Annotated in this window: 20 protein-coding genes; 4 read left to right on the top strand and 16 right to left on the bottom strand. The window is 68.4% G+C overall.

Annotation, left to right across the window (positions count from 1 at the left end; genetic code table 11):
- Window positions 1-194: 194 nt before the first annotated feature.
- From Q8O26_RS03205 to Q8O26_RS03220, 4 genes are all read right to left on the bottom strand, one after another.
- Window positions 195-1,841, bottom strand: a complete 1,647-nt coding sequence (locus Q8O26_RS03205; protein WP_305573411.1) for an AMP-binding protein — start codon at window positions 1,839-1,841, stop codon at window positions 195-197.
- A gap of 9 nt (window positions 1,842-1,850) precedes the next feature.
- The gene (locus tag Q8O26_RS03210) at window positions 1,851-3,047 is read right to left on the bottom strand and encodes an acyl-CoA dehydrogenase family protein (protein ID WP_305573413.1); all 1,197 of its coding nucleotides are present in this window, start codon (window positions 3,045-3,047) and stop codon (window positions 1,851-1,853) included.
- A 200-nt stretch (window positions 3,048-3,247) separates the two neighbouring features.
- Complete coding sequence (locus tag Q8O26_RS03215) at window positions 3,248-4,090, bottom strand: enoyl-CoA hydratase family protein (protein ID WP_305573470.1); 843 nt, start codon at window positions 4,088-4,090, stop codon at window positions 3,248-3,250.
- Window positions 4,091-4,113: 23 nt separating this feature from the next.
- Entirely contained in the window at window positions 4,114-4,896 is a 783-nt protein-coding gene (locus Q8O26_RS03220) for an SDR family NAD(P)-dependent oxidoreductase (protein ID WP_305573415.1), read from the bottom strand.
- Between the two features lie 140 nt (window positions 4,897-5,036).
- On the opposite strand from Q8O26_RS03220, the gene Q8O26_RS03225 reads away from it, so the two are divergent.
- Window positions 5,037-7,370 (top strand): bifunctional salicylyl-CoA 5-hydroxylase/oxidoreductase, encoded by a 2,334-nt coding sequence (locus Q8O26_RS03225; RefSeq protein WP_305573417.1) that lies wholly within the window; start codon window positions 5,037-5,039, stop codon window positions 7,368-7,370.
- A gap of 15 nt (window positions 7,371-7,385) precedes the next feature.
- On the opposite strand, the gene Q8O26_RS03230 is transcribed toward Q8O26_RS03225, so the two are convergent.
- The 8 genes from Q8O26_RS03230 to Q8O26_RS03265 form a co-directional block, all read right to left on the bottom strand.
- Window positions 7,386-8,186 (bottom strand): SDR family NAD(P)-dependent oxidoreductase, encoded by an 801-nt coding sequence (locus Q8O26_RS03230; RefSeq protein WP_305573419.1) that lies wholly within the window; start codon window positions 8,184-8,186, stop codon window positions 7,386-7,388.
- 32 nt (window positions 8,187-8,218) lie between these two features.
- Window positions 8,219-9,535, bottom strand: a complete 1,317-nt coding sequence (locus Q8O26_RS03235) for a nicotinate phosphoribosyltransferase (protein ID WP_305573421.1) — start codon at window positions 9,533-9,535, stop codon at window positions 8,219-8,221.
- Between the two features lie 108 nt (window positions 9,536-9,643).
- Entirely contained in the window at window positions 9,644-11,266 is a 1,623-nt protein-coding gene (locus Q8O26_RS03240; RefSeq protein ID WP_305573423.1) for an ABC transporter ATP-binding protein, read from the bottom strand.
- An 8-nt stretch (window positions 11,267-11,274) separates the two neighbouring features.
- Complete coding sequence (locus Q8O26_RS03245) at window positions 11,275-12,105, bottom strand: ABC transporter permease (protein ID WP_305573425.1); 831 nt, start codon at window positions 12,103-12,105, stop codon at window positions 11,275-11,277.
- Window positions 12,106-12,108: 3 nt separating this feature from the next.
- Window positions 12,109-13,086, bottom strand: a complete 978-nt coding sequence (locus Q8O26_RS03250) for an ABC transporter permease (RefSeq protein WP_305573427.1) — start codon at window positions 13,084-13,086, stop codon at window positions 12,109-12,111.
- A 29-nt stretch (window positions 13,087-13,115) separates the two neighbouring features.
- A complete protein-coding gene (locus tag Q8O26_RS03255) occupies window positions 13,116-14,714 on the bottom strand; it encodes an ABC transporter substrate-binding protein (RefSeq protein ID WP_305573429.1) in 1,599 nt (532 codons plus the stop codon).
- A 94-nt stretch (window positions 14,715-14,808) separates the two neighbouring features.
- Window positions 14,809-15,657 carry a VOC family protein gene (locus Q8O26_RS03260; protein ID WP_305573431.1) on the bottom strand — a complete coding sequence of 283 codons (849 nt, stop codon included), beginning with the start codon at window positions 15,655-15,657 and terminating at the stop codon, window positions 14,809-14,811.
- A gap of 124 nt (window positions 15,658-15,781) precedes the next feature.
- A complete protein-coding gene (locus Q8O26_RS03265) occupies window positions 15,782-15,997 on the bottom strand; it encodes a hypothetical protein (protein WP_305573433.1) in 216 nt (71 codons plus the stop codon).
- On the opposite strand from Q8O26_RS03265, the gene Q8O26_RS03270 reads away from it, so the two are divergent.
- From Q8O26_RS03270 to Q8O26_RS03280, 3 genes are read left to right on the top strand one after another with little or no spacing between them, the layout of a single operon-like run.
- Complete coding sequence (locus tag Q8O26_RS03270; RefSeq protein ID WP_305573435.1) at window positions 15,996-17,324, top strand: FAD-binding oxidoreductase; 1,329 nt, start codon at window positions 15,996-15,998, stop codon at window positions 17,322-17,324. The two genes, Q8O26_RS03265 and Q8O26_RS03270, sit on opposite strands and share 2 nt — an antisense overlap.
- Window positions 17,325-17,327: 3 nt before the next feature.
- The gene (locus tag Q8O26_RS03275; RefSeq protein WP_305573437.1) at window positions 17,328-17,840 is read left to right on the top strand and encodes a cupin domain-containing protein; all 513 of its coding nucleotides are present in this window, start codon (window positions 17,328-17,330) and stop codon (window positions 17,838-17,840) included.
- A 4-nt stretch (window positions 17,841-17,844) separates the two neighbouring features.
- The gene (locus Q8O26_RS03280) at window positions 17,845-18,159 is read left to right on the top strand and encodes an NIPSNAP family protein (protein ID WP_305573439.1); all 315 of its coding nucleotides are present in this window, start codon (window positions 17,845-17,847) and stop codon (window positions 18,157-18,159) included.
- Window positions 18,160-18,368: 209 nt separating this feature from the next.
- Here the strand turns inward: Q8O26_RS03280 and Q8O26_RS03285 are convergent, their stop codons facing one another.
- From Q8O26_RS03285 to Q8O26_RS03300, 4 genes are all read right to left on the bottom strand, one after another.
- A complete protein-coding gene (locus tag Q8O26_RS03285) occupies window positions 18,369-19,349 on the bottom strand; it encodes an aldo/keto reductase (RefSeq protein ID WP_305573441.1) in 981 nt (326 codons plus the stop codon).
- A gap of 86 nt (window positions 19,350-19,435) precedes the next feature.
- Window positions 19,436-20,707 (bottom strand): DUF3422 family protein, encoded by a 1,272-nt coding sequence (locus tag Q8O26_RS03290; RefSeq protein ID WP_371134430.1) that lies wholly within the window; start codon window positions 20,705-20,707, stop codon window positions 19,436-19,438.
- A gap of 94 nt (window positions 20,708-20,801) precedes the next feature.
- Window positions 20,802-22,433, bottom strand: a complete 1,632-nt coding sequence (locus Q8O26_RS03295) for an alkaline phosphatase family protein (protein WP_305573443.1) — start codon at window positions 22,431-22,433, stop codon at window positions 20,802-20,804.
- Window positions 22,434-22,632: 199 nt separating this feature from the next.
- Window positions 22,633-23,589 (bottom strand): tripartite tricarboxylate transporter substrate-binding protein, encoded by a 957-nt coding sequence (locus tag Q8O26_RS03300; RefSeq protein WP_305573445.1) that lies wholly within the window; start codon window positions 23,587-23,589, stop codon window positions 22,633-22,635.
- Window positions 23,590-23,683 lie beyond the last annotated feature (94 nt).

The raw sequence follows: 23,683 nt of genomic DNA on the forward strand, positions 1-23,683 counted from the left end.
TGGTATGCACCACCAGCCCGGTGCACAGGCCGACGGTGACGATCAGCCCCGCCGCCGGCCCGCGCAGCGCCGACTGCGTCAGCACGAATATATTGTCCGGCCCCGGCGAAAGTCCCAGCACTACCGAGGCGGCGAAAAAAACTGCGAGCGTGTCGAGCGGGATCATGGCGGTATTTTTGAAATATCGCAGCCCATCATGATTTTTGCCCTCGCAGCTTGAAGCGCTGCAGCTTGCCGGTCTCCGTGCGCGGCAGGGCGGCGACGAACTCGACCACGCGTGGATATTTGTAGGGAGCGATGCTGTTCTTGACGAAATCCTGCAATTCCTCGATCAGGCTTGCCGACGCCACGCTGTCCGGCCGCAGCACCACGAATGCCTTGACGATCTGGCCGCGCGCCTCGTCGGGCGCACCCACCACGCCGCACTCGGCCACCGCCGGATGCTTGTGCAGGGCGTCTTCCACTTCCGGCCCGGCGATGTTGTAGCCGGCGGAAACGATCATGTCGTCGGTGCGCGCCTGAAAGAAGAAATAACCGTCCGCATCCATCTTGTAGGCATCGCCGGTGATGTTCCAGCCGTTCGCCACATAATTTGTTTGCCGCGCGTCGGCGAGATAGCGGCAGCCGGTCGGCCCGCGCACGGCGAGGCGGCCGGGCGTGCCGGGAGGCAGGTCCTCGCCGTCAGCGCCGATGACCTTGGCCTCGTAGCCGGGGACCGGCTTGCCCGTGGCACCAGGGCGGATCGCCGCCTCGGGGGCCGAGATGAAGATGTGCAGCATCTCGGTGGCGCCGATGCCGTCCATCAGCGTCAGGCCCGTTGCGGCCTGCCAGGCGTCGAAGGTCGCCTTGGGCAGGGCCTCGCCGGCCGAGACGCATTTCCTGAGGGAGCGCCAGTCATGGTCGCCGAGGAGCGGGATCATGGCGCGGTAGGCAGTCGGCGCGGTGAAGCAGATGGTCGGCCGGAACGTCGCGATGGCGGGCAGGAGGTCGGCGGGCGAGGCCCTTTCCACCAGCACCGTCGAGGCGCCGACGCGGAGGGGGAAGAGCACGAGGCCGCCGAGGCCGAAGGTGAAGGCCAGCGGCGGCGAGCCGATGAAGCGGTCGTCGGCGGTCGGCCGCAAGACGTTGCCGGCATAGGCGTCGCAGATGGCGAGGAGGTCGCGGTGGAAATGCATGGTGCATTTCGGCTCGCCCGTCGTGCCAGACGTGAAGCCGAAGAGGCAGACGTCGTCGCGGGCGGTGTCGACCGGGGCGAAATCGGCGGAGGCGCCGGCGGCCTCCTCGCGCAGCGCCGAGAAGGTCACCACCTGTTTCAGGAAGCGCGAGCCGGCGGCCGTCCTGGTCAGTTCGTCGGTCAGCCGGTCATCGCAGAGGGCGAGGGCGATCTCCGCCTTGTCGACGATCTGGCCGAGTTCCTTGGCGCGCAGCAGCGGCATGGTGGCGACGACGATGCCGCCGGCCTTGATGACCGCCAGATAGGCGGCGACCATGGTCGGGTTGTTCGGCGCGCGCAGCAGCACCCGGTTGCCGGGCACCATGCCGAGGGAGCCGGTCAGCACGTTGGCGACGCGGTTCACTTCCGCTGCGAGATCGGCATATGTCCAGTGCAGCCCGCCAGGCGCGAGGATCGCGGTGCGGCCGCCGCGGCCCTCCGCGACATGGCTGTCGACGAATGCGGTGACGCAGTTCAGCCGCTCGGGATAGACGAGTTCGGGCCTGTCGAACAGGAAGGCCGGCTGCAGTTCCGGCGGCGGCAGGCCGCGCGCGGCGAAGGTGTCGACATGGGCGGAAACCACCCCCGACCGCAGCGTCACCACCGATCCTGTCACCGATCCCGTCATCGGACGCTCCTATCCGGCTGCCTTGGAATGCGCCGCGGCTTCCGCCTCGGCGAGATGGGCCCTGGCGATGACGACCTTCTGGACTTCGGACGCCCCCTCGTAGATGCGCAGGGCGCGGATCTCCCGGTACAGTTCCTCCACCTTTTCGCCTTTCTTGACGCCCAGGCCGCCGAAGATCTGGATCGCCCGGTCGATGACCTTCTGGGCGTTTTCGGTGGCGACCATCTTGGCGATGGCCGCCTCTTTCGTGATGCGCGGCTTGCCCTGGTCCTTGGCCCAGGCGGCGCGGAAGACGAGCAGCGCCGCGGCCTCGAGCTCGGCGATACTGTCGGCGAGCGAGGCCTGGGTCAGTTGCAGGTCGGCGAGCGGGGCGCCGAACATTCGCCGGCTCCGCGCCCGCTGCGTCGCCTCGTCCAGGGCGCGCAGGCCCATGCCGAGGGCGGCGGCGGCGACGGTGGGGCGGAAGATGTCGAGATTGGCCATGGCCATGGCGAAACCACCGCCGGCCTTGCCGATCAGGGCATCCGCCGGCAGACGGCAATCCTCGAAGAGCAGGGTGGCCAGCGGATGGGGCGCGATGACGTCGATGCGCTCGGCGATGGACAGGCCGGCTGCGTCGGCGGGGACGATGAAGGCGGAGATGCCGCGCGCTCCCGGCGCCTCGCCGGTGCGTGCGAAGACGATGTAGCGATCAGCGATGCCGCCGTTGGAGATCCAGGTCTTGACGCCATCGAGCCGCCAGCCGTCGTCAAGGCGCGTCGCGGTGGTGGACATGGCGGCGACGTCGGAGCCGGCATCGGGCTCGGAGAGAGCGAAGGCGGCGATGGCCTTGCCGTCGCGCACCGGCGGGCAGCAGAGGGCCTTCTGCTCTGCCGTGCCGAAGAGCGAGACGACGCCGGTGCCGAGGCCCTGCATGGCGAAGGCGAAGTCGGCGAGGCCCTCGACATAGGCGAGGGTCGCGCGGGTGATGCAGAGGGTGCGCACGTCGAGGGCCGGCGTCAGGCCGCCCTGGTCGGCGGGCACGCAGGCGCGCAGCCAGCCCGCTTCACCCATGGCGGCGACGAGGCGGCGGCAGGAGCCGTCGACGTCGTCGTGGTCGACGAGGCCGGGCACGGTGCGGCCAGCCCAGTCGGCGAGGCGCGCGGCGTAGTCGCGGTGGCGGTCCTCGAAGAAGGGCAGCGAGAGGAGGTCAGCGGGGAGCGTCACAGGGCCTCCGACAGAATGAAGGACCCCACCCCAACCCTCCCCGCTCACGCGGGGAGGGGGGCTTCGGCGTCGCATCTGCAAACCAACGGCTTGGCCTGGCCCAACCCGAACGAACGGGGCGCGAGGTGGAAGTCCCCCTCTCCTCGCGCCAGCGAGGGGAGGGTGCGGGTGGGGCCATTCCAAGCGCAGTGGCCATCCGCTCAATCCCCTTCGAAGACGGGCTTGGTCTTCGCCGCGAAGGCCTCGAAGGCGCGGCGGAAGTCCTTGGTGTCCATGCAGATCGCCTGCGCCATCGCCTCGGCCTCGATGGCCTCGTCGACCGACATGGCCCATTCCATGTGCAGCATGCGCTTGGTGATGGAATTGGCAAAGGTCGGACCGTCGGCGATCTCGCCCGCCATGGCCCTCGCCTCGGCCAGTACCGTGTCGGGGGTCGCGAGGCGGTTGAAGAAGCCCCAGGCATGGCCCTCCTCGCCGCCCATCATCCGGCCGGTATAGAGCAGCTCGGAGGCGCGGCCCTGGCCGATGATGCGGGGCAGGATGGAGCACGCGCCCATGTCGCAGCCGGCGAGCCCGACCTTGTTGAAGAGGAAGGCGACCTTGGTCTTCGCCGTGCCGACGCGCAGATCCGAGGCCATGGCGATGATGGCACCGGCGCCGACGCAGATGCCGTCGATGGCAGAGATGATCGGCTGCGGGCAGGCGCGCATCGCCTTGACCAGATCGCCGGTCATGCGGGTGAACTGCAGGAGGCCCGGCATGTCGCGGCCGGTCAGAGGCTCGATGATCTCGAAGACGTCGCCACCGGCGCAGAAATTGCCGCCGGCGCCGGTCACCACCACCACCTTGACGGAGGTATCGAAGGCCAGCGCCCGGAAGAGGTCGCCGAGTTCTGCATAGCTCTCGAAGGTCAGCGGGTTCTTCTTGTCGGGCCGGTTCAGCGTGATGGTCGCGACCTTGCCGGTCACCTCCCAGAGGAAGTGCGTCGCCTGCCATTCGGCGAGGTTCTGGCGGTGCGGGATGCGGTGGGTGGCGGGCTGCATCGACATGTCCTTCGGCGTTTCCTTCAGATCTCTCCGCCCGCCACCGGCAGGGCGATGCCGGTGACGGCGGCGGCCTGATCGGAGACGAGCCAGAGCACGGCGCCCGCAACCTCTTGCGGCTTGATCAGGCGGCCGATGGGCATGGATTTGGTCAGGTCGGCGAGGGCCGCCTCCGCGGTGCGGCCGGTCTTCGCCACGATCGTGTCGACGGAACCGGCGACGAGGTCGGTCTCGGTGAAGCCGGGGCAGACGCAATTGACGGTGACGCCGGAGGTCGCGACCTCCCTGGCGAGCGCCCGCGTCAGGCCGACGACGCCGTGCTTCGCGGCGCAATAGGCGGAGACATAGGGATAGCCGGTGAGGCCGGCGGTGGAGGCGACGGAGACGATGCGCCCGGACCCACGCGCCACCATGCCCGGCAGGACGGCGTGGATGCCGTCGAAGACGGCGGTGAGGTTGAGCGCGATCATCCGGTCGAAGAGCGCGGCCTCCATGCGCCGGATCGACGCGGTCTCGGCATGGCCGGCATTGTTGACGAGAATGTCGAGATCGCCCGCCGAGGCGATGGCCGTCGCCAGCGCGGCCCGGTCGGTGACGTCGCAGGCGATGGCGCGGACCGCGTCGCCCGCCGCCACCGTCGCGTCGAGGGCTGCGGCGCTGCGGCCGAGGACGGTGACGTCGGCGCCCTGCGCCGTCAGCGCCGCGGCAATGGCCCGGCCGATGCCGCGTCCGCCCCCGGTGACGAGCGCACGCCTGCCGGTGAGCGGCATCACGGGGGATAATGAGGCGGCGGAATCCGTCGGCATCGTGGCCTCCTGCCCGAATGTTTTAAGCTTCAAATATTTTCGGGCAAGTGGGTTGCCCCGCCTTGCCGGCGATTATTTTAAGCCTAAACTATTTTGTATGAGCCATGACCTGCCCCCGGGCCATCGAGAGGAGTGATCCCATGCGCATCGCGGTGATCGGCGGCGGACCCGGCGGGCTCTATTTCGCCATCCTGATGAAGAAATGGCAGCCCGCGGCGGAGATCACCGTCTTCGAGCGCAACCGCCCGGACGACACGTTCGGCTTCGGCGTGGTCTTCTCCGACGCGACGCTCGACATTTTCGAGCGCTACGACGCGGAGAGCTACCGCGCCATCACCGAGAACTTCGCCTATTGGGACGACATCGAGGTTCGCTTCAAGGACACGGTGCACCGCATCGGCGGCAACGGCTTCTGCGGCTGCTCGCGCCAGACCCTGCTGATCCTGCTGCAGAACCGGGCGCGCCAGCTCGGCGTCGCCATGCAGTTCCAGACCGAGGTGGAGCCGGATCTCGCCGCCTTCGCCGGCTACGATCTCGTCGTCGCCTCGGACGGCATCAATTCGCGCATCCGTGAGGCGAGCCGCGACCACTTCCAGCCCGAGGTGGACCTGCGCCCCAACCGCTTCACCTGGCTCGGGTCCACCCGCGAGCTCGACGCCTTCACCTTCTTCTTCCGTGAGACGGAATTCGGCATCTTCATCGCCCACACCTACCAGTACGAGCCGGGCCGCTCGACCTGGGTCATCGAGACCGATCCGCAGACCTTCGCGCGCGCCGGGCTCGACGTGATGGACGAGGAAGCCTCCGCCCGCTTCCTCGAGGGCGTCTTCGCCGAGGAACTCGCCGGCCATCCGCTCATCACCAACCGCTCGCTGTGGCGGCAATTCCCGATGATCCGCTCCAAGCGCTGGGTGAAGGACAATGTGGTGCTGATGGGCGATGCCAAGGGCACGGCGCATTTCTCGATCGGCGCCGGCACCAAGCTCGCGATGGAGGATTCCATCGCCCTGTTCGACGCCCTGCGCGCCAAGGGCACGGTGGCCGAGGCGCTCGCCTCTTACGAGACCGACCGGCGCGAGGAGGTGGAGCGCACCCAGCACGCCGCCGACGTCTCGCTGGTCTGGTTCGAACATGTCGAGCGCTTCTGGGACATGGATCCGCGCCAGTTCGCCTTCGGCCTGATGACCCGGTCCAAGGCGATCACCTACGAGAACCTGAAGCTGCGCGCCCCGGACTTCGTCGCCGAGACCGACCGGATGTTCGCGGAAGGCGTGGCCGGCGCTGATGTCGCCAGGCCCCGCCCGCCGCTGTTCCAGCCGCTCACCATGCGGGGCCTCACGGTGCCGAACCGCGCAGTGGTCTCGCCCATGTGCATGTATTCGGCGGTCGAGGGCATGCCGACCGACTGGCACGTGGTGCACTATGGCGCCCGCGCCATCGGCGGCGCCGGGCTCGTCTATACCGAGATGGTCTGCGTCGCGCCGGATGCCCGCATCACGCCGGGCTGTGCCGGGCTCTGGTCCGACGAACAGGAGGCGGCCTGGGCGCGCATCGTCGGCTTCGCCCATGCGAACTCGCAGGCGAAGGTCTGCCTGCAGCTCGGCCATGCCGGCCGCAAGGGCGCGTCGAAGCTGATGTGGGAGGGCATGGACCGGCCGCTCACCGATGGGGCCTGGCCGATCGTCTCCGCCTCCCCCCTTCCCTACTATCCCGAAAGCCAGGTGCCGGCGGAGCTGGACGAGGCCGGCATGGCGCGCATCACCGCCGAGTTCGTCGCGGCGACGCAGCGCGCGGCGCGCTGCGGCTTCGACATGCTGGAGCTGCACTGCGCCCATGGCTATCTCCTCGCCTCCTTCCTCTCGCCGCTGACCAACCAGCGCACGGACGCCTATGGCGGCAGCCTCGCAAACCGCCTGCGCTTCCCGCTCCGTGTCTTCGCGGCGATGCGCGCCGCCTGGCCGGCGGAGAAGCCCATGGCGGTGCGCATCTCGGCCACCGACTGGGCCGACGGCGGCATCACCGAGGCCGAGGCCATCGCCATCGCCCGCGCCTTCGCCGAGGCCGGCGTCGATCTCGTCGACGTCTCGACGGGGCAGACCACGCCGAAGAGCCGGCCGGTCTATGGCCGCATGTTCCAGACGCCGTTCTCCGACGCCATCCGCAATGTGGCCGAGGTGAAGACCATGTGCGTCGGCAACATCACCTCCGCCGACCAGATGAACACGATCCTCGCCGCCGGCCGCGCCGATCTCGTCGCCCTCGGCCGCCCGCATCTCGCCGACCCCGCCTTCATGCTGAAGGCGGCGGCCTGGTACGGCGTCGACATCCACCAGCCGCCGCAATATCAGCCCGGCAAGGACCAGGCGCTGCGCAATACGGTGAAGGACCGGGCGGATTTCGAGGCGCTGAAGGTGGCGGCCAAGCCGAAGCGGCACGCGCGGGGGAGCTTCGCGCCGAAGGCCGCGGCGGAGTAGCTCGGCGGCAGGCCTCTACCGGCTCGCCGCCGACAGCCCGCCATCCACCGCGATCTCCGCCGCCGTGACATAGCGCGCCTCGTCGGAGACGAGGAACAGCACGGCCTGCGCCACGTCCCAGGCATCCCCCATCCTGCCCGTCGGCACCTGCGCGTTGCGGGAGGCGATGAGCGCCGCGACGTCGCCGCCGGCGACCTGCTTCGCCAGCCGGTGCTCGACCAGCGGCGTGTGCATGAGGCCGGGGATGACCGTGTTGCAGCGGATGGCCTGCTTCGCATAGGTCACCGCGATGGAGCGCGAGAAGCCGAGAATGCCGAGCTTGGTGGTCGTATAGGCGACGTGCGGCCGGTCGGGCAGGATGCGCACCCCGGCGATGGACGACAGGTTGACGATGGCGCCGCCGCCCTGCCGCTGCATCGCCGGGATGACGTATTTGCAGGCGAGGAAGGCGGTCTTCAGGTTGAGGTCGAGCTGGAGGTCCCAGACCTCCTCGCTCATCGTCACCGGGTCTCCCGGCGCCGATCCCCCGACATTGTTGATCAGGATGTCGATGCGCCCGAAGCGGGCGAGGCAGTCGGCGACGGCCGCCTCGACCTCCCCGGCCTGCGTCATGTCGACGGCGCGGGCGACGGCGGTGCCGCCCTCCGCCGCGATCAGCCGCTGCGTCTCTTCCGCCGCGGCGAGGGTAATGTCGGTGCCGTAGACGGTGGCGCCCTGGCGGGCGAGCAGCACCGCGGTGGCCTTGCCGTTGCCCCAGCCCTCCCCCGCCGAACCGGCTCCGGAGATGAAGGCCACCTTGCCGGTGAGGTCATGCATGGGTCTGGCTCCGCTGGGTGGGTGTGCCCCCGTCACACGAGGACGGGATGGGCTTTCATGCCGATGGTGCCGAAGACCCGGCGATAGCGGGCGATCTCCTCCGCCGGACCGGTGGCCTTCAGGGGATTGTCGGAGAGCTTCACAGCCGGGCGGCCATTGGCCTCGATCACCTTGCAGACGACCGAGATCGGCGCCAGCGCGTCGGGATCGCCGTTCGGCACGCAGCCCTTGAAGTCATTGGTCAGGTTGGTGCCCCAGCCATAGCCGATGCGCACCTCGCCGGTGAAGCGGCGGGCCGTCGCCTCGATGGAATCGATGTCCATGCCATCGGACAGGATGACGAGCTTCTTGGCGGGGTCGCGACCCTTGGCGCGCCACCAGGCGACGAGTTCCTCGGTGCCCTCGGTCGGGTCCTTGGAATCGGGCCGCGCGCCGGTCCAGTCGGCGACCCAGTCGGGGGCGTGGGCGAGGAAATGCGCCGTGCCGAAGCAATCGGGGAGGATGATGCGCATGTTCTGGTCATAGATGCGCGCCCAGTCCTCCAGCACCTTGTAGGGCGCCTTGAGCAGGTCCTCGTCCGATTGCGCCAGCGCCCCGTAGACCATGGGCAGTTCATGGGCATTGGTGCCGATGGCCTCGAGGCCGAGGTCCATGGCGAGCTTCATGTTGGAGGTGCCGGTGAAGACGTCGGGGCCGAGGGCGTCGGCCATGGCCTCCATCATCCATTGCTGCCAGAGGAAGCCGTGGCGGCGACGGGTGCCGAAATCGGAGATCTTCAGCGTGCCGACCTCGTCCTTCAGGCGGCGCAGCCGCTTGATCTTCTCCCAGGCCTTGGCCTTGGCATTGGCGTAGAGGATGTCGAGCTCGAGCTTGGACAGGGTGCGCATGGTGGCGCGGGCGCGCAGTTCGTTGATGATGGCGAGGGCCTGGACCTCCCACATCGTCGTCTCGGCCCATTTGCCGGCGAAGGTCAGCTCATATTGCCCGTCGCGCTTCTCGAGCTGGTACTCGGGCAGGCGGAAATCCTTGAGGAACGCGAGATAATCCGGGCCGAAGATGCGCTCGCGGCCATAGAAGGTGTTGCCGGCCAGCCAGATCAGTTCCTTCGGCTTGAACCTGAGGTCGCGGACATGGTCGAGTTGCTCGCGCAATTCACGCTCGTCGATCACCTCGGCGAGGTGGATCGTCCGGGTGCGGTTGCTGAGCGCGAAGGTCGCCGTCACCTCCGGGTGGAAGCGCCGGATGAGCTGCTGCATCGAGAACTTGTAATAGTCCGAATCCAGCAGCGACCGGATGATCGGGTCCAGCTTCCACGTGTGATTGTAGACCCGGGTGGCGATATCGACCATGGACGGCCCGCTCGTGGCGCTTCAGGGCTGCGGACCTTAGGAGCCCGCGCCGCCCTTGGAAAGTCACCCGCCGGGTACCCGCATGCAAGGCTGCCGCGCGGGGCGAGGTCAGGCCAGCGCCGCATCCCGGCTGAGACCGAACTCGCGGCCCGGGATCGAGGCGAGAAGTGCCTGCGTATAGGCATGCTGCGGATTGCCGAAGACCTCGCCGATGGGGCCGGCCTCGACCACCTCGCCGCTCTTCATCACCGCCACGAGGTCGCAGACCTGGGCGGCGACCCTGAGGTCGTGGGTGATGAAGACGATGGAGAGCCCGAGCCGCTCGCGCAGGTCGGCGAGGAGCCGCAGCACCTGCGCCTGCACCGAGACGTCGAGGGCGGAGACCGCCTCGTCGGCGACAAGCACCTCGGGCTCCAGCGCCAGGGCGCGGGCGAGGCCGATGCGCTGGCGCTGGCCGCCGGAGAACTCGTGCGGATAGCGGTCGGTCGAGGCGGGATCGAGCCCCACGAGGCCGAAGAGCTCCTTGGCCTTGGCGAGGGCCGCCGCCCGGTCCATGCCGTGGACGATGGGGCCCTGGGCGACGAGTTCGCCGGCCTTGCGGCGCGGGTTGAGCGAGCCGTAGGGGTCCTGGAACACCATCTGGATATGGCGGGTCTCCTGGCGCATCTGCTCGCGGCTGAGTTTGGCGAGATCCTTGCCATTGAGGACCAGCGACCCGGTATCGGGATCGATCAGGCGGATGATGCAGCGGGCGAGCGTCGACTTGCCCGATCCCGATTCGCCGACGATGCCGAGCGTGCCGCCCTTCGGCAGCACCAGCGAGACGTCCCTGACCGCGTGGGTGACGCGCACGCCGCGGCCGAGGAAGCCGCCGGTGCGGAAGGTCTTGGAGACATTCCGCATTGTCAGGATCGGTTCGGAGGAGATCGGCCGTGGCGGCGGCGCCTTCAGCGGCGGCACGGCGGCGATGAGCTGCCTGGTATAGGCGTGCTGCGGGCGGTTCAGAACCTCGACCGCCGGGCCCTGCTCGACCACCAGGCCATATTGCATGACGGCGACGCGGTCGGCGATCTCGGCGACGACGCCGAAATCGTGGGTGATGAAGAGGACGGCGGTGCCCTTGCGCTTCTGCAGGTCCTTGATCAGGCTCAGGATCTGCGCCTGCGTCGTCACGTCGAGGGCGGTGGTCGGCTCGTCGGCGATCAGCACCTTGGGGTCGAGGGCGAGCGCCATGGCGATCATGGCGCGCTGGCGCTGGCCGCCGGAGAGTTCGTGCGGATAGGCTCTCGCCGCGAGCTTCGGATCGGGAATGCGGACCTCGGCGAGGAGGTCGAGCACCTTCGCCGCGATCTCCTGCTTCGACAGGTCGGTATGGATGTCGAACATCTCGCCGATCTGGTCGCCGATGGTGCGCAGCGGATTGAGCGCGGTCATCGGCTCCTGGAAGATCATGGCGATGCCGGAACCGCGCACGGCGCGCATGTCGGCGTCGGAGAGCTGCGTCAGGTCGCGGCCGTCGAACAGCACCTTGCCGGCGTCGATGGTCACCCCGCCCGGCAGCAGGCGCATGATGGCATTGGCGGTCATCGACTTGCCGGAGCCGCTCTCGCCGACGACGCAGAGGATCTCGTTGCCGGCGATGGCGAGCGAGACGTCCTTCATGGCGTGCGGACGGTCGGCGCCGGCGGGCAGCCGAACGCTGAGGCCTTCGAGGGTCAGGACAGGGGCCATGCTCACGGTCACCGACCCTTCAGGCGCGGGTTGAGGGCGTCGTTGAGGCCCTGGCCCACCAGCGAGACGGCGAGCACGGTGAGGAGGATGGCGATGCCGGGAATGGCCGAGACGTACCACTGGACGCGCAGCACGTCGCGGCCGAGGCCGATGAGATTGCCCCAGGAGGCGACGTTGGGATCGGAGAGACGGAGGAAGGCCAGCGCGCTCTCGAGCAGGATGGAGACCGCCATGACGACGCTGGCATAGACGATCACCGGCGGCAGGGCGTTGGGCAGGATTTCGCCGAAGATCAGCTTGAGGTCCTTCAGGCCGAGGGTGCGCCCGGCCTGGACGAATTCGCGGTTGCGCAGCGACAGGAATTCGGCCCGCGTCAGGCGCGCCGGCGCCGGCCACGAGACGATGCCGATGGCGATGATGACCGTGTTGATGTTCGAGCCGAAGACGGCGATCAGGACCAGCAGCAGCAGGAAGTTCGGCAGCGTCTGGAAGGCTTCCGTGATGCGCATCAGGACATTGTCGACCCAGCCGCCGTAATAGCCCGAGACGGCGCCGATGACGATGCCGATGAACACGGCGATGACCGTCGCCACGCCACCGATCAGCAGCGAGATGCGGGCGCCGTAGAAGATCTGGGCGGCGATGTCGCGGCCGGAATTGTCGGTGCCGAGGGGAAAGCGCGGATTGGTGAAGGGCCAGACCAGCGGCCGGCCGGCCAGCGCCAGCGGGTCACGCGGGAAGAGCCAGCCGGCGCTCGCCGCCATGGCGATGACGACCAGCAGCAGGAACAGGCCGACGATGGCCGCAGGAGAGCGGAAATAGGCGCGCACGACTTCCACGGCTCAAACCCCCGTGGTGATGCGCGGGTCGAGGCGCGCATAGACGAGATCGACGATGAAATTCACGGTGATGACCAGCAGCGCCGAGACGAAGATGATGCCGAGCAGCGTGTTGAGATCGCGCTGGACGACGCTCTCGTAGGCGAGGCGTCCGAGACCGGGCAGCGAGAAGACGCTCTCCACCACCACCGAGCCGCCGAGCATGGTGCCGGCCTGCAGGCCGATCAGCGTGACCATCGGCAGCAACGCGTTGCGCAACACGTGGCGGGTGATGATGCGCGTCTCGTCGAGGCCCTTGGCGCGCGCGGTGCGGACGAAGTCGAGGTTCAGCACCTCCAGCATCGAGGCGCGCATGATGCGCAGGTAGATGGCGAGGAAGATCAGCCCGAGGGTGAGGGTCGGTAGGACGAGGTGGCGGGCGGTATCGAGCACGCGCCAGATACCGGTCGCCGTCGAGGTGATGTCCGAAAGGCCGCCGGCCGGCAGCCATTGCAGGTAGATGGAGAAGACGACGATGGCCATCAGGCCGAACCAGAAGGACGGTGTCGCGTAGAAGATCAGGCCGACCGTCGAGATCAGCGTGTCGGGCCACCTGTTGACGCCGCGCGCCGCGATGACGCCGAGGATGATGCCGAAGAAGAAGGCGAAGGACAGCGACGCCGTCATCAAGAGGATGGTCGCCGGCAGGCGCTCGGCGATGACGGTGGCGACCGGCTTGCCGTAGATGGCGGAGAAGCCGAGATCGAAACGCACCAGCCGCCACAGATAATTGCCGAGCTGCGCCGAGACCGACAGATCGAGGCCGTAGAAGCGGCGCAAATCCTCGGCGGTGCGGGCGTCGCCGCCGCCCATCTGCGCCATCATGGCGTCGACCGTGTCGCCCGGCGCGAACTGCAGCAGCAGGAACACGCCGACGAGAATCAGGATCAAGGTCGGGATCGAGGCGGCGAGACGCCGCCCCGCAAGGCTCAGGACACGCATGGGATCAGGCCGGGCTCCGTGCTGCGGACTTATTCGGCCAACCAAAGATCGTGCCAGGACGAGGAACCCCAACGCGGCGTGTTGGAATGGTTGCGCGCCCGGGCCGTGATGGTGGTGACGAAGATCTGCTCGATCGGCATCCACAGCGGCAGGGCGGCATTGGCCTTGGTGACGAATTCGGCATAGAGCGCCTTGCGCTTGACCGGATCGACCTCGGTCGCGGCATCGTCGATGACCTTGTCGATGACATCGTCCTTCCAGCCCCACTGGTTGGTCCAGGGCGCGCCGGCCGGCTGGCCGGAGCGATACCAGACCGTCGTCGAGACGGCGGGATCATTGCGGTACTGGTGCCAGCCGGTGGCAAGGTCGAAGGCATGGTCTGCATAGACCGACTTGAGGAAGCCGCCGCCGTCGTTGCGCACCACCTCGACGCGGATGCCGACCTCGCCCAGCGACTGCTGGATGAAGGTCGCCCAGAGCGAGATGTCCTCGCCCCAGGGCGCCGGGAGAAGGCGCAGCGTCAGGCGCGTGCCGCCGGCGCCGGGACGCACGCCCGCCTCGTCGAGCAGGCGGATCGCCTTGGCCTTGTCATAGGGGTACTGCGGGGTATTGGCACCCGGATAGAAGTCGGTCGAGACCGAGGGGATCGGGCCGGTGCCGAGCTTGGCGAAGTCGCCGAGGAAGTTCTCGATGAAGAACGGCACGTTGATGGCGTGGGCGATGGCCTGCCGCACCTTGATGTCCGCCAGTTCCCGGCGCCGGAAGTTGAACTCCAGCGTGTTGGTGCGGGCATTGCCCTCGTTGCCCTTGGTCGAGACGATGAAGCGCCGATCCTTGGCGAGGCGCGCCATGTCGGAGATCGTCAGGCCGGAGAAGGGCGAATAGTGCAGCTGTCCCGCCTCCATCTGGGCGGCGGCGGCGGAGCGGTCGGTGATGACGCGCCAGACGATGCGGTCGAGATTGGCCGGGCCCTTCCAGTAGCCGTCATGACGGTCGGCGATGATGTGCTGGCCGCGCTCGTACTGGACGAACTTGAACGGGCCGGTGCCGACCGGGGCGAGGTTCAGCGGGTTCTGGCGGACGTCGCCGGTCTCGTAGAGATGCTTGGCGGTGATGTAGCCGAGGTCGGGCAGCGCTCGCAGCAGCAGGTTGAGCGGCATCGGCCGCTCGTAGCGGAAGATCGCGGTATGCGCGTCGGGCGTGTCGACGGCGGTGAGGAAGAGCTGCAGCGTGGTGCCGTAGTTCAGCACCTTCTTCCACATCTCCATGGCGGTGAACTGCACGTCCGCCGAGGTGAAGGGCTTGCCGTCGTGCCACGTGACGTTGCGCCGCAGCTTGAAGGTGATGGTCTTGCCGTCCGGCGTCGACTCCCAGCTTTCGGCCAGCACGCCGACCGGGTTGCCGGCCGCGTCGAGGTCGACCAGCGGCTCCTGGATCTTGCCGCTGACGATATAGACGCCGGTCGAGGCCTGGATGCTGGGGTTCAGCTGGCGCTGCTCGGCGCCGTAATGGACCACGAAGACGCCGCCCTTGCGCGGGGTTGTCTGGGCGAAGGCGCGGAAGGGATCGACGACATTGGCGGCGATGGCGGCCGAGGTCATCAGGGCTGCGCGGCGGGTGAAGTTCATGGAGCTCTCCTAGCGGCAGGCAAGACAGATTTCACGATGGGCGACTGCGGAAAGGCCGTCAATCGCCGATCTGGTCGCGGGATGGTCGTGCCGCTCAATGCGGCACGAAGCTGACAATGACGCCACTGGCGCGGCTGGCGGGAACGCTGACCGTTTCCTCGCCATGGGCAAGGCCGCCCGAGGCCGCCGCAGCCTTGGCGAGATCGTCGGTGGCGATGACCAGGGCGACGGCGCCCTCCGACGCGGCGCCTTCGCGGACTGCGGCGGGATAGGCCGCCTCGAAGGTCTTCGCGTCATAGAAGCGGAAATCGGCGCGCTTGCCGCCCGAGGGAACGCGCCAGCCGTCCGGCGTCTCGGTCGCCGGCTCGTCGATCAGGCCGGCCATCTTCAGGGCCGCGGCCTTGGGATCGGCGGTCAGGATCTCGATCCGGGCGATGCGCGTGGCGCCGTTCGCATGGGTCATGATCTCGGGAATCCAGACCGTGTCGCGGGTCAGGTGCTGGCAGGCGAAGATGCGCATACCGCCGGGGTTCTGGTCGAGCGGCCAGCGGAAGACGTTGAACTTGGCTTCGCCCGTGCCGCCGCCGGGAAGGTCGACCGGCCGGCCGAAATGGACCGGGCCGAGCGGCACGAGGCCGCGCGCCTTCAGCTCTTCGGCGCCGGCCGCGGCGTCGTCGGTGGTGAAGGCGGTGCGCTCGATGCCTTCGCGCCGGGCGAGAAAGTCGCGCGTCGGCTTGTTCTGGTCGGTCTCGGCCAGCACGCCGAGCAGCTCGAGGTAATCGTCGGCGAACATGGTCGTGTAGTTGCCCGTGCCGAGGAGGGGCGAATGGGTGCCGCGCGGCGACATGGCGAAGCCGATCCGCTCCCAGGCCCTGGCAGCAGCATCGAGGTCGCGCACCGTGACCACGACATGATCCGCGCCGAGAATGTGTTTGAGCGGCATGGCAAAGACCCTCCCCTGATGATTGCGTGGGCACTTGACCCCAACACGGCGGCGGAGGCAACGCGGTAAGGGCGGCAGATTTGCCGGGTCTCGGCTGCTCGGCACACATAGCTAGCCTAGCAAATTATTCTTCCAGAGCGGCTTTTCTGAAATACAAACGATAGTTATTTTCTATATGTAGCAGGACAAATGAAATTTTCATTCTGACTTCCTGATGGAGGGCACGGTTTCCGCGCTGTTCTCCCGCCCCCGCCGTGCCCGCCCTGCGGCAGCGCTCTTGCCGCCGCCCTGTCAGGTCGCTTTCATGGATCATGCCACATTCCGCGGAGATTGCTTCCATGCCGTCCACATCATCGGCCCCCTGGCCGCCGTCCCTCTGGGCGGCGACGGCCCCGCCGGGCCCGACCCTCTCGCCGCTGGTCGGCGACGAGACAACCGACGTGGTGGTGATCGGCGCCGGCTTCACCGGCCTGTCGACAGCCATCCACCTGCGCGAGATGGGCGTCGCCGTCACCGTGGTGGAGGCGGTGGAGCCGGGCTGGGGCGCATCGGGCCGCAACAACGGCCAGGTCATCCCGACGCTGGCCGGCCATGATCCCTCGGGCATGACCGCCCGCCACGGGGAGGCCGGTGAGCGCTTCAACGCGGTGCTGCGCGACGCGGCGCAATATCTCTTCGACACCGTCCGCAAATATGACATCCCGGCCGAGGCTGAGCAGGCCGGCTGGGTGCAGCCGGTCCATTCGCCCGGCCGCTTCAAGATCGCCGAGAAGCGGGTGAGGGAATGGTCGGCGCTCGGCGCGCCGGTCGAACTGCTCGACCGCGAGGCCATGGCGCGGATGCTCGGCTCGGAAGCCTGGTTCGGCGGCTTCTGGAATCCGACGGGCGGCCATATCAACCCGCTGGCGCTGGCCCGTGGCCTCGCCGAGGTCGCCCTCAGGCTCGGCGCGGTGATCCGCTCGCGCTCGCCGGTACAGTCCTATGCGCGGGTCGGCGACAGCTGGGTGGTGAAGACCGAGAAGGGCCAGGTCACGGCGAAGGCGCTGGTGCTCGCCACCAACGCCTATACCGGCGAGTTCAGCGATACGCTCAACCCGGAGATCGCGCGCGAGGTGATCCCGGTGCTGTCCTGGCAGATGGCGACGCGGCCGATCAGCGACAATGTCGCGAAGTCGATCATCCCCGACCGACAGGCCATGTCGGACACCCATCGCGAGCTCTACTTCTGCCGCTGGGATGCGCGCAACCGGCTGGTCACCGGCGGCGCCGCCGTGTTCCCCGGTGCCGGCGGCGACAATCTGAAGCCCTATCTCGCGGGGCGGCTGAAGGCGCTGTGGCCGCAGATCGGCGATGTCGAGTTCGACTTCGTCTGGTCGGGCTATGTCGGCATGACGCCGGACAATCTCCTCAAGCCGCATGTCGCGGGCTTCCCGCGCTTCCACCGGCTCGGACCCAACGGCTATGCCTGGGCCGGCTGCAACGGCCGCGCCGTGGCGCTCTCGGTGGCGCTCGGCCGGGAACTGGCCAGGGTCACGCAGGGCGTGCCGGAGAACGAACTCGGCCTGCCCTTCTCGGAGCCGACGCCGCAGCCCTTCCAGCCGCTCATCCGGCGCATCGCGCCCTTCGCGCTGCCGCTCTACCGCCGCCTCGACGCGCAGGAGATCTGAGCCATGAGCGCACCCGTGCCCGGCGAGGTGAAGGTCTTCGGCCCGGAGGAGAGCCCCTCCTACTGGCAGCCCGTGCCGGCCAACGGCTTCGTGCGCTGCATCCTCAACCCGAAGACGGTCACCTCGGAAAGCCGCTTCGCCATGGGGACGCAGACCGTGGCGCCGGGGTGCCATATCCGCGAGCACACCCATGACCGCCACGAGGAGGTCATCCACCTCACCAGCGGTCGCGGCTTCGCGCGCATCGACGGCGAGGATATCCCGATGGAGGCCGGCTCGACGGTATTCATCGGCGGCGACCGCAAGCACGGCTTCGTCAATCCCGGGCCGGAGCCGATGAGCTTCGTCTGGTTCCTGATGCCCGGCGGGCTCGAGGACTTCTTCGCCGCCATCGGCCGCGAGCGGGTGCCGGGACAGCCGGCGCCGGAGCCTTTCCCGCGCCCGGCCGACGTCGCCGAAATCGAGAAGCGCACCGTCTTCGGCTGGGCGGATCCGTCACATAATCCGAAGGGATAGGACCATGATCGTCGAGGAGCGCGACTACCGCATCAAGACCGGCCACGTGGCGGAATTCGTCGGGCTCTACGAGGAGCACGGCCTGCCGATCCAGAAAGAGCTGCTCGGCACCTTCCACGGCTACTTCACCTCGGAGACGGCGGAGCTCAACCACGTGGTGGCCTGGTGGTCGTACGAGAGCCTCGACGACAGGCTCGTCCGCCGCGACCGGATGATGGCCGATCCGCGCTGGCAGGATTACCTGGCGAAGGTGAAGGGCCTGGTCGAGACCCAGCACGTGCGCTTCCTCCGGCCGACGCGGTTCTCGCCGATCCGGTGAGGGAGGCGGCGGGCTGTCGTTCGCGATGGGCTGCACGGCCGCCCGAAGGCTCACATCGCCCTCCCCGCGTCATGCCCGGGCATGGCCCGGGCATCCACGAATTCCTTTCGAAGTGCGGCGTTCAAGTCGTGGATGCCCGCCACAAGGGCGGGCATGACGGAAAGGTGGGTGCGAGAGCTGGAGAGCGACGCCCGTCGCGCCTCCGTCCCCTATTTGAATCCCACCACCGCGTGCGGCACGTAGGCCGCCTCCATCGCCGCGATCTCCTCAGCCGTCAGCTTCACCTTGAGCGCCGCCACGGCATCGTCGAGATGGCCCATCTTGCTGGCCCCGACGATGGGCGCGGTGATGCCGGGCTTCTGCAGCACCCAGGCGAGAGCCACCTGCGCCCGCGGAATGCCGCGGGCCTTGGCGACCTTCGCCACCGCCTCCACCACCTTGCGGTCGGCATCCGCCGTAGCCGCATAGAGCGTCTTGCCGAAATCGTCGGTCTCGGCGCGGGCGCTGCCCTCCTCCCAGTCGCGGGTGAGGCGGCCGCGGGCCAGCGGGCTCCAGGGGATGACGCCGATGCCCTCCTCGCGGCAGAGGGGGAGCATCTCGCGCTCCTCCTCGCGGTAGAGCAGGTTCACATAGTTCTGCATGGTCGCGAAGCGCGTCCAGCCATGGGCCTCGGAGGTCTTCAGCATCTTCATGAAGCGCCAGGCGCTCATCGACGAGGCGCCGATGTAGCGCGCCTTGCCGGCCTTCACGACGTCGTGGAGCGCCTCCAGCGTCTCCTCGATCGGCGTGTCGTAGTCGAAGCGGTGGATCTGGTAGAGGTCGATATAGTCGGTGCCGAGCCGGCGCAGCGAATGGTCGATCTCGGTCATGATCGCCTTGCGCGACAGGCCGGCGCCGTTGGGCCCCGGGCGCATGCGGTTGAAGACCTTGGTGGCGATGACGATGTCGTCGCGCCGCGCCATGTCCTTCAGCGCCTTGCCGACGATCTCCTCGCTGGAGCCGAGGGAATAGACATTGGCCGTGTCGAAGAAATTGATGCCGAGGTCCAGCGCCCGCTTGATGAAGGGCCGGCTCTCGGTCTCGCCCATCGACCAGGGATGGGCGCCCATGTCGGGGGCGCCATAGGTCATGCAGCCGAGGCAGAGGCGGGAGACGTCGAGGCCGGTGCGGCCGAGCTTCACGGTGTCCATGGGGCTGTCCTCAGGGTGCGGGGCGAGAGGTCTAGCGCGTCGAGGCCGCCGCGGGAACGGCGGCGGCGGCAGGGCCTGCCATGCCATCAGTCCTCGCGGGTGCGGATCCGCCTGACGACCAGGGCCATGACCAGCACCACGAAGGGCAGGACCGCGGCGGTCGCCACCGTCGGCTCGAACGGCAGGACACCGGAATCCTTGCCGCCCTTGAACAGGTAGCCGAGCAGGCCGAGCACGTAATAGGAGACGGCGGCGATGGACAGGCCCTCCACCGTCTGCTGCAGGCGCAGCTGCAGCCGGCCGCGCTCGGACATGGTCTCCAGCAAGGTGCGGTTCTGCTGTTCGAGGGCGATGTCGACGCGTGTGCGCAGCAGATTGGCGGCGCGGGTGAGCTTCTGCGACAGCTCGGCCTGGCGGTCGGCGGCGGTCTGGCAGGTGCGCATGGCGGGGGCGAAGCGGCGGTCGAGGAAGGCCGCCCATGTCGAATGGCCGTCGACCGGCGTCTCGCCGATGATGGCGAGGCGGGAGCGGACCAGCGCCTCATAGGCCCGTGTCGCACCGAAGCGGAAACTCGACAGGGCGGCTTCGGCCTCGAGCTCGGCGGCCTGGGCGACCAGCGTGTCGAGCAGCGCGGCATTGCTTTCGAGGCCCGTCGCCGTCTTCATCCGGCCGGCGACGGCCACGAGTTCCCGTTCGATCCGGCCGATGATGGGGCCCATGCGCTGCGCTTCCGGCAGGCCGAGCAGCGCGAAGCAGCGATAGGTCTCGACCTCCAGCAGCCGCTGCACCAGCGCGCCGGCGGCGGCCGGGGTCAGCGACCGGTCGACGACGAGAATGCGGGTGAAGCCGCGCGCATCCTGGCGGAAATCGGTGGCGATCAGCGCCGCCCCGTCATTGAAGGTGGAGATGCACAGCGAGGCGGGATCGAAGAGGCCCTGCCAGTCCGGCTTCAGCGTCTCCTCCCGCATCAGCGCCAGGTCGATGGCGACGAGAAGCGGCCCTGGCGCCGCGACCGAGCTGCCGACCGGGGTCGGCTGCGGCAACGGCCAGTGGAAGGGCTCGTCGCCCGGCGCCGGCACGTCCCAGCCATAGGTGGAGAATTCGCTGTGACGCTCCCAGCGCAGACGGGCGGTGGGGAAGACGGCGCGGTGGAAGTTGGCGCCCTCGTCGGGCCGGGCCGCACCGGTTGCGCTGCACCAGGCGGAGAGCGCGCCGCGCTCCGTCGCGGCCGGCAGCTCGGCGGTGGCGAAGGCGTGCAGCAGGATGCGGCGCGGCGTCTCGACCAGCTGGAATGGCCGGGCATGCAGTTCGTCGAGGACCTGCCGGCGCAGCGGATGGGGTTCGAGGTTCAGGCTCACGACAATCGCGTCTCTGGTCTGCGGGCCGGCATTGGAGCCTCGCGGCGCGACGCTTGGCAAGCGCCAAGTCCGGCGCAGGGCGAAGATGCGACGTTCAGTCGATGCCGTAGGCCTTGCGGGCCTCCGCCACTTCCTTCTCGTCCCAGTAGCCGATGAGGATGCCACCGCGCATCTGCCTCCCGGGGCCATAGGTCTCGATCGCGGCGTCGGGCATGGTGATGCGGTTGTGGTCGGTCAGGGCCCAGGCGAGGAGATGTTCCTTCAGCCTTTCGCGCTCGGCGGCAAAGTCCGGGTCGTCGCCGAGGTCGCGATATTCGTTCGGGTCGGTCGCAAGGTCCCAGAGCATGGGCCGGAAGCCCGGCGCGTGGACATACTTGAAGCGCCCGTCAAAGACCATGAAGAGGCGGCATTCGTCCGGGGCGCGGCCGAGCGTGCGGCGCGAGTCGAGCATGGAATAGTCGTATTCGGAGATCGCCACCTGCCGCCAGGCCGGCGGCGTCCTGCCAGCGAGCAGGGGTTTGAGCGAGCGGCCCTCGATGATGTGGCGCGGCACCCTGCCGCCGAAATGCTCGATGAAGGTCGGCGCGAGATCGATGGCCTCGACAAGGGCGTCGCAGACCGTGCCGCGGGCCGCGTCGGCCTCCGGCGAGGGGTCGACGACGATGAGCGGCACCTTCACCGAAACCTCGTGGAAGAGGTCCTTCTCGCCGAGCCAGTGGTCGCCGAGATAGTCGCCGTGGTCGGCGGTGAAGACGATCATGGTCTTGTCGGTCAGGCCCTCGTCGTCGAGAAACTTGAACAGGACGCCGAGCTGGTCATCGATCTGCTTGATCAGACCCATGTAAGCGGGGATGACGCGGCGGCGCACCTCCTCGCGGGAGAAGTTGCGCGACACCCGCATGTCCATGAAGGCGCCATAGACCGGGTGCGGGTTCTGCCGCTCCAGATCCGAGCGGATCGCCGGCTGGACGTCGTCCTCGCCGAACATGTCGTGGTAGGGCGCCGGCGCGATATAGGGCCAGTGCGGCTTGATATAGGAGAGATGCAGGCACCAGGGGCGGCCGTCATCCCCGGCCTCGCGGATGAAGTCCATGGCCCGGCGGGTCATGTAAGGCGTCTCGGAGTGCTCCTCGGGGATGTTGGCTTCCTTGTCGGCATGGGCGAGCAGCCAGCCGTTCTGCTTCTCGCCGTCGGGACCGATGCCGGAATTGGCGCGATCCTCCCAGGGATTGCCGGCCGGGAAGCCGTGGTCCTCGAGGTATTTGTCATAGGCCGGTCGGGCTGCGCCGGGGCGCGAGGGGTGCAGGCCGTCGTCGCGCTCATAGGGCTCGAAGCCGCATTGCGCCGCCTCGACCCCGATCACCGAGCCCTTCGGGATGCCGAGGCGCTCCATGCCCTCGTCGTCGGCGGTCATATGGGTCTTGCCGACGAGGACGTTGCGCACGCCGAGAGCCTTCAGATGCTGGCCGAGGGTCGGCTCGCCGATGCGCAGGGGGAAATTGTTCCAGTTGGAGCCGTGGGAGCGCATGTAGCGGCCGGTATAGGTGCTCATCCGCGACGGGCCGCAGACCGGCGACTGCACATAGGCCCGCGTGAAGCGCACGCCGCGGGCGGCGAGCGCGTCGATATTCGGGGTCTGCAGGGTCGGATGCCCGTAGCAGCTCAGGTAGTCGAACCGGAGCTGGTCGCACATGATGAAGAGGACGTTCTTGGCGGCGTGGGGCATGTGAAGTCGTTCCGTCTGGGCTTCGCGCGATCTCCGAAGGCCCCACCCTTACCCTCCCCTCGCTGGCGCGAGGAGAGGGGTGCTACCGCGTCGCGACATTCTGCCCGCGGCCGAGCCAGGCGCGACCGATCGGCAAGGACGAGGCGTCGAAGTCCCCCTCCCCTCGGCAGAGGGGAGGGTAAGGGTGGGGCAAATTCTTCTAGGACGGCCTGAAACCAGAGGCCTTCACCGCCGGTGTCCAGGCCTCGTGGTCTTCCTTCTGGATGCGGGCGAGTTCCTCCGGCGTCGAGCCGGCCGGCACCATGGAGAGGCGGAGCACCTTCTCCTTCACGCCGGCATCGCGCATCGCCGCCATGGTGGCGCGCCCGACCCGGGCGATCGTCTCGGCCGGCGCCCCAGCCTTCGTGTAGAGCGCGTACCAGGCGCTGCCGACGATCGGGATACCGGCTTCGGAGAAGGTCGGCACCTCGGGCAGGAAGGGCGAGCGCTCGCGGCCCGAGACCGCCAGAACCCGGATACGACCGGCCCGCGCCAGTTCCGTGACGTCGGAGGTCGTCGTCATGACCATCGGCACCTGGCCGCCGAGCAGGTCGTTGAGGGCCGGCGCCGAGCCGCGATAGGGCGCATGCTGCATCGGCACGCCGATCTTCTCGGCCATCAGCGCCCCGAAGAAATGCGGCAGGTTGCCGACGCCCGGCGAGCCGTAGGTGGTCCGCCGCGGATCCTGTTTCATCCAGGCGACCAGTTCCGTCAGCGTCTTCGCCGGCGTGTCCGGATTGATGGCCAGGGCGAAATCGAAGGTGGTGACGAGGCTGATCGGCGCGAGGTCGCGGAAGGGGTCGTAGGGCAGTTGCGGGAAGATGATCGGGTGGATGATGATCGGCGCCACCGGCGTCAGCAGGAAGGTCCGTCCGTCGGCCGGTGCGTTGAGCACCGCCTGAGTGCCGATCTGGCCGCCGGCGCCCGGCCGCGCCTCGACGATGGCCGTGTCGTTCAGCGCCCGCCCGACCTCGTCGGCGACGATGCGGGTCAGGGCGTCCCCTGCCCCGCCGGCGGCGAAGGGAAAGACGAAGCGCAGCGGGCCGGACTGGGCACGGGAGGCCCCTGCCGCGAAGGGCGCCAGCGCCGCACCCGCAATGAAATGCCTGCGATCCATGATCCCCTCCCGTTCCCTGTCATTGCGCTCATCACTGCACGACGGGGCCAACCTATCAACGTCGCCCCGCCGTGTCAACGATAATTTTCCTATC

The sequence above is a fragment of the Phreatobacter sp. genome, from assembly GCF_030691135.1.
In the GTDB taxonomy this organism is placed as follows: domain Bacteria; phylum Pseudomonadota; class Alphaproteobacteria; order Rhizobiales; family Phreatobacteraceae; genus Phreatobacter.

Excerpts from the sequence above, each read along its gene's own strand:
- Q8O26_RS03205 (WP_305573411.1), bottom strand. The coding sequence starts at position 1,841 with ATGACGGGATCGGTGACAGGATCGGTGGTGACGCTGCGGTCGGGGGTG.
- Q8O26_RS03215 (WP_305573470.1), bottom strand. The coding sequence starts at position 4,090 with ATGCAGCCCGCCACCCACCGCATCCCGCACCGCCAGAACCTCGCCGAA.
- Q8O26_RS03220 (WP_305573415.1), bottom strand. The coding sequence starts at position 4,896 with ATGCCGACGGATTCCGCCGCCTCATTATCCCCCGTGATGCCGCTCACC.
- Q8O26_RS03225 (WP_305573417.1), top strand. The coding sequence starts at position 5,037 with ATGCGCATCGCGGTGATCGGCGGCGGACCCGGCGGGCTCTATTTCGCC.
- Q8O26_RS03230 (WP_305573419.1), bottom strand. The coding sequence starts at position 8,186 with ATGCATGACCTCACCGGCAAGGTGGCCTTCATCTCCGGAGCCGGTTCG.
- Q8O26_RS03235 (WP_305573421.1), bottom strand. The coding sequence starts at position 9,535 with ATGGTCGATATCGCCACCCGGGTCTACAATCACACGTGGAAGCTGGAC.
- Q8O26_RS03240 (WP_305573423.1), bottom strand. The coding sequence starts at position 11,266 with ATGGCCCCTGTCCTGACCCTCGAAGGCCTCAGCGTTCGGCTGCCCGCC.
- Q8O26_RS03250 (WP_305573427.1), bottom strand. The coding sequence starts at position 13,086 with ATGCGTGTCCTGAGCCTTGCGGGGCGGCGTCTCGCCGCCTCGATCCCG.
- Q8O26_RS03255 (WP_305573429.1), bottom strand. The coding sequence starts at position 14,714 with ATGAACTTCACCCGCCGCGCAGCCCTGATGACCTCGGCCGCCATCGCC.
- Q8O26_RS03260 (WP_305573431.1), bottom strand. The coding sequence starts at position 15,657 with ATGCCGCTCAAACACATTCTCGGCGCGGATCATGTCGTGGTCACGGTG.
- Q8O26_RS03270 (WP_305573435.1), top strand. The coding sequence starts at position 15,996 with ATGCCGTCCACATCATCGGCCCCCTGGCCGCCGTCCCTCTGGGCGGCG.
- Q8O26_RS03265 (WP_305573433.1), bottom strand. The coding sequence starts at position 15,997 with ATGGAAGCAATCTCCGCGGAATGTGGCATGATCCATGAAAGCGACCTG.
- Q8O26_RS03275 (WP_305573437.1), top strand. The coding sequence starts at position 17,328 with ATGAGCGCACCCGTGCCCGGCGAGGTGAAGGTCTTCGGCCCGGAGGAG.
- Q8O26_RS03280 (WP_305573439.1), top strand. The coding sequence starts at position 17,845 with ATGATCGTCGAGGAGCGCGACTACCGCATCAAGACCGGCCACGTGGCG.
- Q8O26_RS03285 (WP_305573441.1), bottom strand. The coding sequence starts at position 19,349 with ATGGACACCGTGAAGCTCGGCCGCACCGGCCTCGACGTCTCCCGCCTC.
- Q8O26_RS03295 (WP_305573443.1), bottom strand. The coding sequence starts at position 22,433 with ATGCCCCACGCCGCCAAGAACGTCCTCTTCATCATGTGCGACCAGCTC.
- Q8O26_RS03300 (WP_305573445.1), bottom strand. The coding sequence starts at position 23,589 with ATGGATCGCAGGCATTTCATTGCGGGTGCGGCGCTGGCGCCCTTCGCG.